This is a genomic window from Shewanella sp. SM87 (genome assembly GCF_025653705.1).
GTDB lineage: Bacteria > Pseudomonadota > Gammaproteobacteria > Enterobacterales > Shewanellaceae > Shewanella > Shewanella oncorhynchi.
The window spans coordinates 155,307-168,149 of record NZ_JAKKSC010000008.1 but is presented as its reverse complement, the minus strand read 5'-3'; the positions used below and the strand labels follow the sequence as shown (position 1 = coordinate 168,149).

Annotated in this window: 16 protein-coding genes; 14 read left to right on the top strand and 2 right to left on the bottom strand. The window is 46.3% G+C overall.

The window, feature by feature from the left end; genetic code table 11:
- Positions 1-2: 2 nt before the first annotated feature.
- The 14 genes from trmJ (at position 3) to L5M11_RS08730 (ending at position 10,498) form a co-directional block, all read left to right on the top strand.
- Positions 3-731: a tRNA (cytosine(32)/uridine(32)-2'-O)-methyltransferase TrmJ gene (gene trmJ, locus L5M11_RS08795; protein ID WP_028759816.1), complete on the top strand. Its 729-nt coding sequence runs from the start codon at positions 3-5 to the stop codon at positions 729-731.
- A gap of 40 nt (positions 732-771) precedes the next feature.
- Positions 772-1,593 (top strand): serine O-acetyltransferase, encoded by an 822-nt coding sequence (gene cysE / locus L5M11_RS08790; RefSeq protein WP_028759817.1) that lies wholly within the window; start codon positions 772-774, stop codon positions 1,591-1,593.
- Between the two features lie 378 nt (positions 1,594-1,971).
- Positions 1,972-2,433, top strand: coding sequence for a Fe-S cluster assembly transcriptional regulator IscR (iscR, locus tag L5M11_RS08785; protein WP_006081858.1), 462 nt, complete (start codon positions 1,972-1,974; stop codon positions 2,431-2,433).
- 80 nt (positions 2,434-2,513) lie between these two features.
- Positions 2,514-3,728 carry an IscS subfamily cysteine desulfurase gene (locus L5M11_RS08780; RefSeq protein WP_028759818.1) on the top strand — a complete coding sequence of 405 codons (1,215 nt, stop codon included), beginning with the start codon at positions 2,514-2,516 and terminating at the stop codon, positions 3,726-3,728.
- Between the two features lie 37 nt (positions 3,729-3,765).
- Complete coding sequence (gene iscU / locus L5M11_RS08775; protein WP_006081856.1) at positions 3,766-4,149, top strand: Fe-S cluster assembly scaffold IscU; 384 nt, start codon at positions 3,766-3,768, stop codon at positions 4,147-4,149.
- 14 nt (positions 4,150-4,163) lie between these two features.
- Positions 4,164-4,487 (top strand): iron-sulfur cluster assembly protein IscA, encoded by a 324-nt coding sequence (iscA, locus tag L5M11_RS08770; RefSeq protein ID WP_006081855.1) that lies wholly within the window; start codon positions 4,164-4,166, stop codon positions 4,485-4,487.
- A gap of 16 nt (positions 4,488-4,503) precedes the next feature.
- The gene (gene hscB, locus L5M11_RS08765) at positions 4,504-5,028 is read left to right on the top strand and encodes a co-chaperone HscB (RefSeq protein WP_113940596.1); all 525 of its coding nucleotides are present in this window, start codon (positions 4,504-4,506) and stop codon (positions 5,026-5,028) included.
- A 67-nt stretch (positions 5,029-5,095) separates the two neighbouring features.
- Positions 5,096-6,958 (top strand): Fe-S protein assembly chaperone HscA, encoded by a 1,863-nt coding sequence (hscA, locus tag L5M11_RS08760; RefSeq protein ID WP_263191886.1) that lies wholly within the window; start codon positions 5,096-5,098, stop codon positions 6,956-6,958.
- Positions 6,959-6,966: 8 nt separating this feature from the next.
- Positions 6,967-7,305, top strand: a complete 339-nt coding sequence (gene fdx, locus L5M11_RS08755) for an ISC system 2Fe-2S type ferredoxin (RefSeq protein ID WP_168827498.1) — start codon at positions 6,967-6,969, stop codon at positions 7,303-7,305.
- 157 nt (positions 7,306-7,462) lie between these two features.
- A complete protein-coding gene (gene rimK, locus L5M11_RS08750; protein ID WP_006081851.1) occupies positions 7,463-8,368 on the top strand; it encodes a 30S ribosomal protein S6--L-glutamate ligase in 906 nt (301 codons plus the stop codon).
- Positions 8,369-8,481: 113 nt separating this feature from the next.
- The gene (iscX, locus tag L5M11_RS08745) at positions 8,482-8,679 is read left to right on the top strand and encodes a Fe-S cluster assembly protein IscX (protein WP_028759821.1); all 198 of its coding nucleotides are present in this window, start codon (positions 8,482-8,484) and stop codon (positions 8,677-8,679) included.
- A gap of 217 nt (positions 8,680-8,896) precedes the next feature.
- Positions 8,897-9,064, top strand: a complete 168-nt coding sequence (locus L5M11_RS08740; RefSeq protein ID WP_006081849.1) for a hypothetical protein — start codon at positions 8,897-8,899, stop codon at positions 9,062-9,064.
- A 197-nt stretch (positions 9,065-9,261) separates the two neighbouring features.
- Entirely contained in the window at positions 9,262-9,693 is a 432-nt protein-coding gene (gene ndk, locus L5M11_RS08735) for a nucleoside-diphosphate kinase (RefSeq protein WP_011789197.1), read from the top strand.
- Positions 9,694-10,054: 361 nt separating this feature from the next.
- Positions 10,055-10,498: an Hsp20 family protein gene (locus L5M11_RS08730; RefSeq protein WP_028759822.1), complete on the top strand. Its 444-nt coding sequence runs from the start codon at positions 10,055-10,057 to the stop codon at positions 10,496-10,498.
- A gap of 97 nt (positions 10,499-10,595) precedes the next feature.
- Here the strand turns inward: L5M11_RS08730 and ilvN are convergent, their stop codons facing one another.
- Positions 10,596-11,090, bottom strand: a complete 495-nt coding sequence (gene ilvN / locus L5M11_RS08725) for an acetolactate synthase small subunit (RefSeq protein ID WP_028759823.1) — start codon at positions 11,088-11,090, stop codon at positions 10,596-10,598.
- On the bottom strand, positions 11,090-12,808 hold the full coding sequence (locus L5M11_RS08720; protein WP_105252618.1) for an acetolactate synthase 3 large subunit: 1,719 nt from the start codon (positions 12,806-12,808) through the stop codon (positions 11,090-11,092). Before L5M11_RS08720 ends, ilvN begins: the two co-directional genes overlap by 1 nt.
- Positions 12,809-12,843 lie beyond the last annotated feature (35 nt).

The window sequence follows — 12,843 nt, the reverse complement described above, 5'->3', positions numbered from 1 at the left end:
TCATGCTAAGTAATATTCGAGTGGTTTTAGTGGGGACTTCGCACCCCGGCAATATTGGTTCTACTGCCAGAGCGATGAAGACTATGGGTCTGTCTACTCTGTATCTTGCAGAACCCCGGGTTGAGCCCGATGGTCATTCCATAGCATTAGCCGCGGGTGCATCGGATATTCTGAAACATCTTGTGAAAGTGGATTCACTTGCTGAAGCAATTGCCGATTGCAGTCTAGTGATTGCAACCAGCGCGCGCAGTCGCACCTTAGATTGGCCCATGTTAGAGCCAAGACAAGCTGGGGTGAAATTAGCGACCGAGGCACTTAAAGGCCCTGTTGCGATTGTGTTTGGCCGTGAAAACCATGGTTTAAGCAATGAAGAGCTGCAACAGTGCACTTATCATGTGGCTATCCCTGCAAATCCAGAGTACAGCTCGCTTAATCTGGCGCAAGCCGTACAAATCATTTGTTATGAAACCCGCGTTGCCCATCTCGCGCAAAAAGACGTTGCCGAAGAAGAGCTGACTGAGTATCCCTTGGCTGCCGATCAGGAACGTTTTTTCGCACACCTTGAAACGACACTGTTATCAACTGGATTTATCATTAAGAACCATCCTGGACAAGTGATGATGAAACTTCGCCGCTTGTTTAGTCGTGCACGGATTGAGAGTCAGGAAATGAATATCCTCAGGGGTATTTTGACGTCAATTGAGAAAGTGGCGGGTTCTAAAGAAAAATAGCCAAACCTTAATAATTAACACTAATCGCGAAGGATAAACAATGGGCGTGATAGCTAGGCTAAAAGAAGATATTGAATCTATATATCACCGTGATCCTGCGGCGCGTAGCGCGTTTGAGATCTTGGTTAACTATCCAGGCATGCATGCCATTTGGTTGCATCGGATAAGCCATAAGCTATGGAAGCGCGATTGGCGCTTAACGGCACGTTGTTTATCGACGTTTTCCCGTTGGTTGACAGGAGTTGAAATCCATCCTGGGGCAACCATAGGTCATCGATTTTTTATCGACCACGGTATGGGCGTTGTGATAGGTGAAACGGCTGAGATTGGTGATGATTGCACCCTTTATCACGGTGTCACGCTTGGCGGAACCACCTGGCAGGCGGGGAAACGTCACCCGACGTTAGCCAATAACGTGGTGGTGGGCGCAGGGGCAAAAATCCTCGGTCCTATTACCATGCACGATGGTGCGCGTGTGGGTTCGAATTCTGTTGTGGTGAAAGATGTGCCCAAAGATACCACGGTTGTGGGGATTCCTGGGCGCGTGGTGGCTACACCGTCACCGCAATCGAAAGAGAAAACTGAACGCCGCAGCGCGATGGCAAAAAAATATGGCTTCGATGCGTATGCGGTATCACCGGATAATCCCGATCCTGTGGCCAATGCAATAGGGCAGATGCTCGATCACATGCATTTGATGGACTCGAAAGTTCAAGAGTTGTGTCAAGCCATTCAAGGGCTGGGTGGCAATGTCTGCACTGAAAAACTGCCAGAGCTTGATATGGGCGAGTTTAATGATGCAGAAAAAGCGGCAGCGGAAAAACGCCATAGTGCATTAGATGAGTTTGATCCGAGTATCTAAGTTTCAAGAAATAGTTCAACGAAATGATTTAACTTAGCGGTCTAACTTGCTTAAGGGTTGACCCTCACAAGGGTCTCGCTTAGCGTTTTACTTTAGCTCATCCTGTTGTAAAGGCGCATATTGCGATCAAACCTGAGTTTGATCGCGCCATAGTACCGAGATCACTTTTATCCTGCGTTTATATCGTGCTAGATGTCGATTAATTGGCGCTTTAGCATTGAATCTTAGGCTAGAAAAAGGTTAAATACCCCACCAAGATGAAAGGGTATTGGTTATGTGCACACTCATATACTTGAGTGTTTTAGTAGGTTTTAATACTTGACTGAATTACTCGGGTATGTTGAAATAATGCATACCTGTTCGGGAGCTATGGTAGTTATGAAACTTACATCAAAAGGTCGTTATGCAGTAACCGCTATGCTAGATGTGGCAATCCACTCAGCATCGGGACCAGTTCCCTTAGCGGATATCTCTGAAAGACAAGGGATTTCGCTTTCCTATCTGGAACAACTCTTCGCTAAGCTAAGAAAACACGGTTTAGTTGCCAGTGTACGTGGACCGGGCGGTGGTTATCGCTTAGGCCTAGAAGCCAATGATATTTCAGTCGGCATGGTTGTCCATGCTGTAGACGAGTCTGTCGATGCGACTCGTTGCCAAGGACTTGGCAATTGTCAGAGTGGAACTCGCTGCTTAACCCATTCACTTTGGGGCGATTTAAGCAAACAAATTTCCGATTTTTTAGATGGTATCAGTCTTGCCGGCTTGATGCAGAAGCGAGATGTGCAATTTATCTCACTTAAGCAAGACACTATGCAAAAGGAACAAAGAGTCAGTTTATAGTGGCACTTTGTTATATATAAAAATAATTTTTGTACGTTGTATGTAGCCTCTACCAGAGACTGCTCAGTACGGAGTGTGTTATGAAGCTTCCTATCTATTTAGATTATGCCGCCACCACGCCTGTTGATCCTAGAGTCGCGGAAAAGATGTTCCAATGCATGACAATGGACGGCATCTTTGGTAATCCGGCCTCACGTTCACACCGCTACGGCTGGCAAGCCGAAGAAGCGGTGGATATTGCTCGCAACCAAGTTGCCGAGTTAATTAACGCCGATCACCGCGAAATTGTGTTTACCTCTGGCGCGACGGAATCGAACAACTTAGCGATAAAAGGTGTTGCTCATTTCTATCACAAGAAAGGTAAGCACATCATCACCAGTAAGACTGAACATAAAGCGGTTCTCGATACTTGTCGTCAATTAGAGCGTGAAGGTTTCGAAGTGACTTACTTAGAGCCTGCTGCAAACGGCATCATTCCGATGGAACGTTTAGAAGCAGCGATGCGTGACGACACTATCCTTGTCAGCATCATGCACGTGAACAACGAAATCGGTGTTATCCACGATATCGATGCAATCGGTGAACTATGCCGTTCAAAAGGCATCATTTTCCACATGGATGCGGCGCAAAGTGCAGGCAAAGTACCTATCGATGTGCAAGCCACTAAAGTGGATTTGATCTCGATTTCTGGCCACAAAATGTATGGCCCTAAAGGTATCGGCGCACTATATGTTCGTCGTAAGCCACGCATTCGCCTAGAAGCGCAAATGCACGGTGGTGGTCATGAGCGTGGTATGCGTAGCGGTACGTTACCAACGCATCAAATCGTAGGTTTAGGTGAAGCTGCTGCAATCGCAAAAGCGGAAATGGCCTCTGATGACGCTCGTATCGGTGCATTACGTGACAAATTATGGAATGGCATCAAGCACATTGAAGAAACCTATATCAATGGTGATGCGATTGACCGTGTTAGCGGTAGCCTCAACGTCAGCTTCAACTATGTTGAAGGCGAGTCGTTAATGATGGCACTGAAAGATTTAGCGGTTTCATCGGGTTCGGCTTGTACCTCAGCCAGCCTAGAGCCTAGCTACGTATTACGTGCGCTTGGCTTAAACGATGAAATGGCACATAGCTCGATTCGTTTCTCAATCGGCCGTTTCACAACCGAAGAAGAAATCGATCACGCTATCGAAGTTATTACTCAATCTATTGATAAATTAAGAGAAATGTCTCCTTTGTGGGAAATGTTTAAAGATGGGATCGACCTGAACCAAGTTCAGTGGGCACATCATTAATTCTGACCTTTACAATAGATAATTTTGGAGCAGTACCATGGCTTACAGTGAAAAAGTGATAGATCATTATGAGAATCCACGTAACGTTGGTTCTTTTGATAAAAACGATCCTTCGGTCGTGACCGGTATGGTAGGCGCACCTGCTTGCGGTGACGTGATGAAACTTCAGTTGAAAATTGGTGCTGATGGCATCATTCAAGACGCTAAGTTCAAAACCTACGGTTGTGGTAGCGCGATTGCGTCTAGCTCACTGGTAACTGAGTGGGTTAAAGGCAAGACTATCGAACAAGCTGCGGCGATCAAAAACACGGATATCGCTGAAGAATTGGCATTGCCACCAGTGAAGATCCACTGTTCAATTTTGGCTGAAGATGCCATTAAAGCTGCTATCGACGAGTACAAATCGAAACAAGCTAAGTAACATCTGGAGTTAAGATGGCGATTACAATGACCCCAGCGGCAGCCGATCGTGTCAGATCTTTCTTAGTCAACCGAGGCAAAGGTGTAGGCCTGCGTCTCGGCTTAAGAACATCAGGCTGTTCTGGTATGGCTTATGTACTTGAGTTCGTTGATTCTTTAAATGATGATGATGAAGTGTTTGATATCGAAGATGTGAAAATCATCATAGATGCCAAGAGCCTTATCTATCTTCAAGGGATCGAGCTGGATTTTGTTAAAGAAGGGCTGAATGAAGGCTTCCAATTTAATAATCCTAACGCAAAAGGTGAGTGTGGTTGTGGTGAGAGTTTCACTGTTTAACCGCTAAAGTTGACGCATGAATTATTTCGAGCTGTTTAAATTTTCCCCTGCCTTCGATATTGATACCGCCTTACTTGCAGAACGCTATCGCGAACTGCAACGGGCGGTTCATCCCGATAAATTTGCCAATGATACTGATCAGCAAAAATTGCTGTCGGTGCAGCGCACGGCGCAAGTCAATGATGGTTTTCAAACCTTAAAAGATCCCATTCGCCGCGCCGAGCATATGTTATCGCTGCGTGGTATTGAATTAAGCCATGAAACCACGACAGTGAAAGATACTGGCTTCTTGATGCAGCAAATGGAATGGCGCGAGGCGTTAGAAGATATACGCGATAGTGCCGATCCTCAAGCGAGTATTGACGAGCTATATCAATCTTTTGCGCAGTACCGCGCGCAACTCACTCAGCAATTGACTCAACTGTTAACCAGTGAGCAGGCTGAAGATGCATTGTTAGCGGCAGATCAAGTTCGCAAACTCAAATTTATGGCAAAATTACACGACGAGTTGACCAGAGTCGAAGACGCTCTGTTAGATTGATTTTCCGTGTTTATGTTACTTTGCTGACTCAAGTACGCTTGAGTTGGCATTACTAAGTTGGATATATATGGCCCTTTTGCAGATAGCTGAGCCCGGTCAAAGTGCCGCGCCGCACCAACATAGACTTGCCGTTGGCATCGATTTAGGTACGACCAATTCTTTGGTGGCGGCCGTTCGAAGTGGAGAGACGGCAACCCTGCCGGACGAACTTGGACAGCATTCATTACCTTCTATCGTGCGTTATACCCAAGATTCAGTCGAAGTCGGCGCACTTGCGGCGTTGAGTTCGGCGCAGGATCCGCAAAACACGATCGTTTCGGTAAAGCGTTTTATGGGCCGCAGCCTAGCGGATATTCAAGCTGGCGAGCAATCATTACCCTACGAGTTTGCCGAAAGCGAAAACGGTTTACCTTTATTTGTGACTCCCCAAGGCCAAGTGAATCCCGTGCAAGTATCTGCGGAGATTTTACGTCCGCTGATCGCCCGCGCTGAAAAAACCTTAGGCGGCGAACTGCAAGGCGTGGTGATCACTGTGCCTGCGTATTTCGATGATGCCCAGCGCCAAGGCACAAAAGATGCCGCAGCTTTGCTGGGTGTTAAAGTGCTACGTTTGTTGAATGAACCGACTGCTGCTGCGATTGCCTATGGTTTAGATTCTAAGCAAGAGGGCGTGATTGCCATCTATGATTTAGGCGGCGGTACTTTCGATATTTCTATTTTGCGCTTGAATCGCGGTGTATTCGAAGTGTTAGCCACTGGTGGTGATTCAGCGCTTGGCGGCGATGATTTCGATCATTTACTGCAAGCACATATGCAACAAGTGTGGCAGCTTAGCGACATCGACTCACAATTAAGTCGTCAGTTGTTGATTGAATCGCGTCGAGTCAAAGAAGCCTTAACGGATGCAGCAGAAACTGAAGCGAAAGTGATCCTTGCCGATGGTACTGAACTGACGCAAATCGTTACTAAAGCTGAATTTGATGCCATGATTGCGGCATTGGTGAAAAAGACGATTGCCAGCTGTCGCCGTACCCTGCGTGATGCGGGCGTGACGACGGATGAAGTGCTTGAAACTGTGATGGTTGGCGGTTCAACGCGCGTGCCATTAGTGCGTGAACAGGTCGAAGCTTTCTTCGGTAAACCACCGCTGACATCTATCGATCCCGATCGTGTTGTCGCCATTGGTGCGGCCATTCAAGCCGACATTTTAGTGGGTAACAAACCCGAATCGGATTTGCTATTGCTCGATGTGATCCCTTTGTCATTAGGCATAGAGACCATGGGCGGCTTAGTGGAAAAAGTGGTATCGCGTAATACCACGATTCCGGTGGCTCGGGCGCAGGAATTTACCACCTTTAAAGATGGTCAAACGGCCATGGCATTCCATGTGGTGCAAGGTGAGCGAGAGCTCGTTGCCGATTGCCGCTCACTGGCGCGTTTTACCTTAAAGGGTATTCCGCCGTTAGCTGCAGGCGCTGCGCACATTCGGGTGACATTCCAAGTAGATGCCGATGGTTTACTTAGCGTGACCGCGATGGAAAAATCCACCGGCGTACAATCTAGTATTCAAGTTAAGCCGTCTTTTGGTTTATCGGATACTGAAATTGCCACTATGCTGAAAGATTCGATGAAGTATGCCAAAGACGATATCGGTCGTCGTATGCTGGCCGAGCAGCAAGTGGAGGCGGCGAGGGTACTCGAGTCTTTACATGCAGCGTTAGCGAAGGATGGCGATTTGCTGAATGCTGATGAGCGTGGACAAATCGATGCTACTATGGCCAATGTGGCGCAAGTGGCTACGGGCGATGATGCCGATGCGATTAAACTCGCGATTGAAAAACTGGATGAGCAAACCCAAGATTTTGCTGCCAGACGTATGGACAATTCTATTCGAGTGGCATTTAAAGGCCAGTCGATCGACAACATATAGGTGATGTAATGCCCCAATTAGTCTTTCTTCCCCATGCCGAGTTGTGCCCTGATGGCGCTGTGCTTGAGGCGAATGTTGGTGAGACCATTCTCGATGTTGCGCTGCGTAATGGCATCAATATCGAGCATGCCTGTGAAAAGTCCTGTGCTTGCACGACATGTCACTGTATCGTGCGTGAAGGCTTTAATGATCTTGAGCCAAGTGATGAGCTAGAAGATGACATGTTAGATAAAGCATGGGGACTCGAGCCCGAAAGCCGTCTATCTTGTCAGGCTAGAGTGGTCGACACTGACATGGTGATTGAGATCCCTAAATACACGGTTAACATGGTTAGCGAAGGCAATTAATATTGCTTCGATAATGATTAAAACCAGTCCACGTGACTGGTTTTTTGCTTTTGGCGTTGAGCATTTGTGCAACTAATCTTGTCTATGCCTCTAGTTGTTTGATTTATCCTTGCGCAGGCGTATTATGCGCTCAAAATTAATGGTTGCCGGAGACCAAATGAGAATAGCGATTTTATCGCAAGGGCCAGAGTTATATTCAACGAAGCGACTCGTTGAAGCGGCTCAATTACGTGGTCATGAAGTACACGTAATCAATCCCCTTGAATGTTATATGAATATCAATATGCGGCAATCGAGTATCCACATTGGCGGGCGAGAGTTACCTGCATTTGATGCCGTGATCCCCCGTATTGGGGCGTCGATTACCTTTTATGGTTCGGCGGTGTTGCGCCAATTTGAGATGATGGGCGTCTATGCCTTAAATGATTCAGTTGGAATTTCCCGCTCACGGGACAAATTGCGTTCTATGCAGCTGATGTCACGCCGCGGTATTGGTTTGCCTATTACCGGTTTTGCCAATAAACCGAGTGATATTCCTGACTTAATTGATATGGTGGGTGGCGCGCCTCTGGTGATTAAATTACTCGAAGGCACCCAAGGCATTGGCGTGGTATTAGCCGAGACCCGCAAAGCGGCTGAGAGCGTGATTGAAGCCTTTATGGGCCTGAAAGCCAACATCATGGTGCAGGAATATATCAAAGAAGCCAACGGCGCAGACATTCGCTGTTTCGTGCTCGGTGATAAAGTGATTGCCGCCATGAAACGTCAAGCTATGCCCGGTGAGTTCCGCTCTAATTTGCACCGTGGTGGCACGGCGAGTTTAGTCAAACTAACTCCTGAAGAGCGCTCTGTGGCTATTCGTGCGGCGAAGACGATGGGATTGAATGTGGCAGGGGTTGATTTGTTACGCTCAAACCATGGCCCAGTGATCATGGAAGTGAACTCTTCACCAGGGCTTGAGGGGATTGAAGGTGCCACCACGAAAGATGTGGCGGGTGCTATTATTGATTTTGTTGAAAAAAATGCGATTAAAGTAAAAAAGGTGACGCAAGCACAGGGTTAACACCCTTGGTGTCGAGTATTGACTACGGAATATCAACACTTGATTCACCTCCTTATGGGTAACGGCGTTAAGCACTAGCTTACCCATTCAAGCGAACCGAATAGGGGAAAACGATGACATTAACTTGGATAGATTCGTTAGATATTGCGTTGGAATTACTCGAAGCACACCCAGAGGTGAATCCCACTCAGCTGCATTTCACCCAACTGTATGAGTGGGTGTTAGCTTTGAATGATTTTGCAGATGATCCTAAGCATTGCAATGAAAAAATACTGGAAGCAATTCAGCAGTGTTGGATTGATGAAAAGTAGTGAGCACAGTTGTGGTACGGCTTTTTATGTGAGGCATCTTGTCCTTCAGAAGATTAACTAAGGTGATTTATCTCACGTATTTGCAGTGGCGCAGAGAATATTTGGCGAGAGTTTGATCACAGTCAAGTTCATTTTCAGTGGATATCGTAATTTGTTGTATATTGGTTAAGGCATTTATATGGCTTAACTTTATTATCGCAACTGCAAGGATGTTCACATGAAACTTTTGCTTGTATTGTTATGTATGCTTGTCCCTTCAATGGCTTGGGCTCATCCAGGTCATGGCGGTGTCGGTTTATTCCATCACTTGTTAGATCTTGCACCCGCAGTCATTTTAGTCGCTTTGATTGCATGGGCTGGTATTTGGGCAAAAAATAGAAAATAATCCCATTTTTTAATGAGTTAATGAACCCTGCTAAGGATTTATCCTCCTAGCGGGGTATTTTGTGTGATCAAACTGATTACGAATAAAGCGAATGTGCGCAATATCTCAGACTAATTTGCTATAAAGATAGGATTTAGCTTTTAAATTTCGTATAATCCGCGCGAATTTTTTAAACTTGCTGACAAAGGAAGCTAGTTATGGCGATCGAACGCACATTTTCTATTATCAAGCCAGATGCTGTTGCAAAAAACCACATCGGTGCTATCTACAATCGTTTTGAAACTGCTGGTCTTAAGATCGTTGCAGCTAAAATGTTACACCTGACCAAAGAACAAGCTGAAGGTTTCTATGCTGAGCATAGCGAGCGCGGTTTCTTCGGTGCTCTGGTTGCATTTATGACTTCTGGTCCAATCATGGTCCAAGTATTAGAAGGCGAAAACGCTGTTTTAGCTCACCGTGAAATTTTAGGTGCAACTAATCCTGCTCAAGCAGCTCCTGGTACTATCCGTGCTGATTTCGCAGAAAGCATTGACGAAAACGCGGCTCACGGTTCAGATGCTGTTGAATCTGCTGCTCGTGAAATTGCTTACTTCTTCAGCGCTGAAGAATTGTGTCCACGCACTCGTTAATTCGATGCTAAGACTGAAAAAGGAGCCTAGGCTCCTTTTTTATTGGCTGCAATTTAGCGAATATAGATTTCCGTGTTGCAATGACGCTAATGCCTCTATACAAATCACACGTCAATTCAAAGTATTAAAATTAATAAGAGTTCGTTTTTGTTGGTCTTTTTAAATTTTGCACATTTTTTTAATTTTCTTGCTTGAAATTTTCTCTCCCGTCCTTATATCTATTTCAGGATAGCTCGATGAGGATCCTAGTGTGAATTCTGTGCCGTAAGGGCAGAAGATTTAACTCGGCAGACTCTACAAGCGTTTTCATCGTGAAAACCGTCCGCCAATTCTCCATATTGCTTAAGACAAGGATATGAATATGCGTAATTATGATCTAGCTCCCCTGTACCGTAGTGCCATTGGTTTTGACCGTTTAGCTCAGCTGGCAGAACATGCCGCCGCTAATAATGGCAATACTGGCTATCCCCCATATAACATTGAATTATTAGGCGAAAATCGCTATCGCATTACTATGGCCGTGGCCGGATTCTCAATGAATGAACTTGAGATCAGCAGTGAAGGTGAGAAATTACTGGTGAAAGGCAACAAAGCTGAAAGCCAAACCGAGCGTAAATACTTGTACCAAGGCATAGCGGAACGCGGTTTTGAGCGCACTTTCCAACTGGCAGACTATGTCACTGTGCTCGGCGCAAGTTTAGAAAATGGCTTACTCAATATTGATTTAGTGCGTGAAATCCCTGAAGCATTGAAACCACGCAAAATTGAGATCACTTCATCGCGCTTGCTAGACAGCCAGTCATAATTGACACTGTGGTAACCACCTAAAAACAAGGGGAGCATAATGCTCCCCTTGTTTTTGTGTTCACGCAAAAAATGTCCGCGAGATTTCCGTGAGAAAGTTACGCTTTCATGGCCTTTTCTCCGCGAGCCAAACCCACCACACCGGAGCGAGAGACTTCGACCAATTTAGTCACTTCACCTAGCGCATGAATAAACGCATCGAGTTTCTCTGATGTGCCGACCATTTGGATGGTATATAAATTGGCGGTGACATCGACAATCTGGCCGCGGAAAATGTCCGCCATCCGTTTAACTTCTTCCCTAAACTCGCCTTGGGCGCGGACCTTGATAAGGGCTAATTCGCGTTCAATATAAGCTGACTCGGTAATATTCGAAACTTTTAACACATCGATGAGTTTATGTAGCTGCTTCTCTATTTGCTCTAACACCATTTCATCGGCAACGACTGTGATGTTAAGCCGCGACAGTGTGATATCGTCCGTTGGCGCCACCGTTAAACTTTCAATGTTATAGCCGCGCTGTGAAAACAAACCGACCACACGAGAAAGGGCGCCGGATTGGTTTTCTAATAATACAGATATAATTCGACGCATTAGCATTTCTCCGTCTTGGTCAGCCACATTTCATTCATCGCACCACCACGGATCAACATTGGGTACACGTGCTCAGTTTCATCCACCATGATGTCGATAAAGACCAGTCTGTCTTTCATCGCCAGCGCTTCTGCCATTTTTGACTCAAGTTCGGCGGGATCGCTGATCGTCATACCTACATGGCCATAGGCCTCGGCAATTTTGGCAAAATTAGGTACTGAATCCATATAGGAATGTGAGTGACGGCCAGAGTAAATCATGTCCTGCCATTGTTTAACCATACCAAGGAAACGATTGTTTAAGTTGATAATTTTAACCGGCGTATCATATTGCAGCGCGGTCGAAAGCTCTTGAATGTTCATCTGAATTGAACCATCACCCGTGACACAGACAACCGTGGCATCAGGCATCGCCATTTTAACCCCCATCGCGGCGGGTAGGCCAAATCCCATGGTGCCTAGACCACCTGAGTTGATCCAGCGGCGCGGCTTATCGAACGGATAGTACAAGGCGGCAAACATCTGATGCTGGCCAACATCAGAGGCGACATAGGCATCGCCATTGGTTAGCTTATACAAGGTTTCAATCACTTGCTGTGGTTTGATGCGACCACTGTTTTTGTCATAGGCCAGACAATCGCGGCCGCGCCATTGCTCAATATCATTCCACCAAGTGGCGATGGCATCGTTGTCATTGTGCTCGTTCGATTCATCTAATAGTGTCAACATGCTGTCTAAAATACTGTCTGCCGACCCTACGATGGGAATGTCGACGTGGATAGTTTTTGAAATAGACGAGGGATCAATATCTATGTGTAAAATGGTTGCATTCGGGCAATATTTTTCCACATTATTAGTGGTTCTATCGTCGAAGCGCACACCAATACCGAAGATCAAATCGCAGTTATGCATAGTCATGTTGGCTTCGTAGCGACCGTGCATCCCTAGCATGCCTAGGCTGTTTTTGTGGGTACTTGGAAAAGCCCCGAGTCCCATAAGTGTGCTGACGACGGGAATATTTAATCTCTCAGCTAATTGTAAAATTTGCTTATCACAACCCGAGATAATGGCGCCGCCACCGACATAGAGCACAGGCTTTTTAGCCGCTAATAGTGCCTGTAGTCCACGACGGATCTGTCCTTTATGCCCCGAGGTTGTCGGGTTGTATGAGCGCATTTTCACGCTTTCGGGATAAATATATTCGTGCAGTAGCGCTGGGTTTAAGCAATCTTTTGGCAGGTCGACGACCACAGGCCCAGGACGGCCGGTAGAGGCAATATAAAAGGCTTTTTTTATCGTTTCAGGGATTTGAGTGGGATCTTTTACTAAAAAGCTGTGTTTGACCACTGGACGAGAGATGCCGATCATATCGCATTCTTGGAAGGCGTCATTACCGATAAGGTTGCTCGGTACTTGACCCGATAATACCACGAGGGGAATAGAGTCCATGTAGGCGGTGGCAATACCGGTAATCGCGTTGGTGGCACCGGGTCCTGAGGTGACTAATACCACACCCACTTTACCCGTGGCACGGGCGTAGCCATCGGCCATGTGTACGGCAGCTTGTTCGTGGCGAACGAGTATGTGTTCAATACCTGGGATAACGTGCAGGGCATCGTAGATATCTAAAACTGAACCGCCAGGATAGCCAAAAATGTGTTTTACGCCTTCATCAATCAAAGAACGCACTATCATGCTGGCGCCGGATAACATCTCCATGTGGAACTCCTATTGCATAGTACCGTTACGGTAAA

Coding starts and splice junctions, on each gene's coding strand:
- rimK (WP_006081851.1), top strand. CDS start 7,463: ATGAGAATAGCGATTTTATCGCAAGGGCCAGAGTTATATTCAACGAAG.
- iscA (WP_006081855.1), top strand. CDS start 4,164: ATGGCGATTACAATGACCCCAGCGGCAGCCGATCGTGTCAGATCTTTC.
- ilvN (WP_028759823.1), bottom strand. CDS start 11,090: ATGCGTCGAATTATATCTGTATTATTAGAAAACCAATCCGGCGCCCTT.
- iscU (WP_006081856.1), top strand. CDS start 3,766: ATGGCTTACAGTGAAAAAGTGATAGATCATTATGAGAATCCACGTAAC.
- L5M11_RS08720 (WP_105252618.1), bottom strand. CDS start 12,808: ATGGAGATGTTATCCGGCGCCAGCATGATAGTGCGTTCTTTGATTGAT.
- L5M11_RS08730 (WP_028759822.1), top strand. CDS start 10,055: ATGCGTAATTATGATCTAGCTCCCCTGTACCGTAGTGCCATTGGTTTT.
- iscX (WP_028759821.1), top strand. CDS start 8,482: ATGACATTAACTTGGATAGATTCGTTAGATATTGCGTTGGAATTACTC.
- trmJ (WP_028759816.1), top strand. CDS start 3: ATGCTAAGTAATATTCGAGTGGTTTTAGTGGGGACTTCGCACCCCGGC.
- hscA (WP_263191886.1), top strand. CDS start 5,096: ATGGCCCTTTTGCAGATAGCTGAGCCCGGTCAAAGTGCCGCGCCGCAC.
- fdx (WP_168827498.1), top strand. CDS start 6,967: ATGCCCCAATTAGTCTTTCTTCCCCATGCCGAGTTGTGCCCTGATGGC.
- iscR (WP_006081858.1), top strand. CDS start 1,972: ATGAAACTTACATCAAAAGGTCGTTATGCAGTAACCGCTATGCTAGAT.
- ndk (WP_011789197.1), top strand. CDS start 9,262: ATGGCGATCGAACGCACATTTTCTATTATCAAGCCAGATGCTGTTGCA.
- cysE (WP_028759817.1), top strand. CDS start 772: ATGGGCGTGATAGCTAGGCTAAAAGAAGATATTGAATCTATATATCAC.
- L5M11_RS08740 (WP_006081849.1), top strand. CDS start 8,897: ATGAAACTTTTGCTTGTATTGTTATGTATGCTTGTCCCTTCAATGGCT.
- L5M11_RS08780 (WP_028759818.1), top strand. CDS start 2,514: ATGAAGCTTCCTATCTATTTAGATTATGCCGCCACCACGCCTGTTGAT.
- hscB (WP_113940596.1), top strand. CDS start 4,504: ATGAATTATTTCGAGCTGTTTAAATTTTCCCCTGCCTTCGATATTGAT.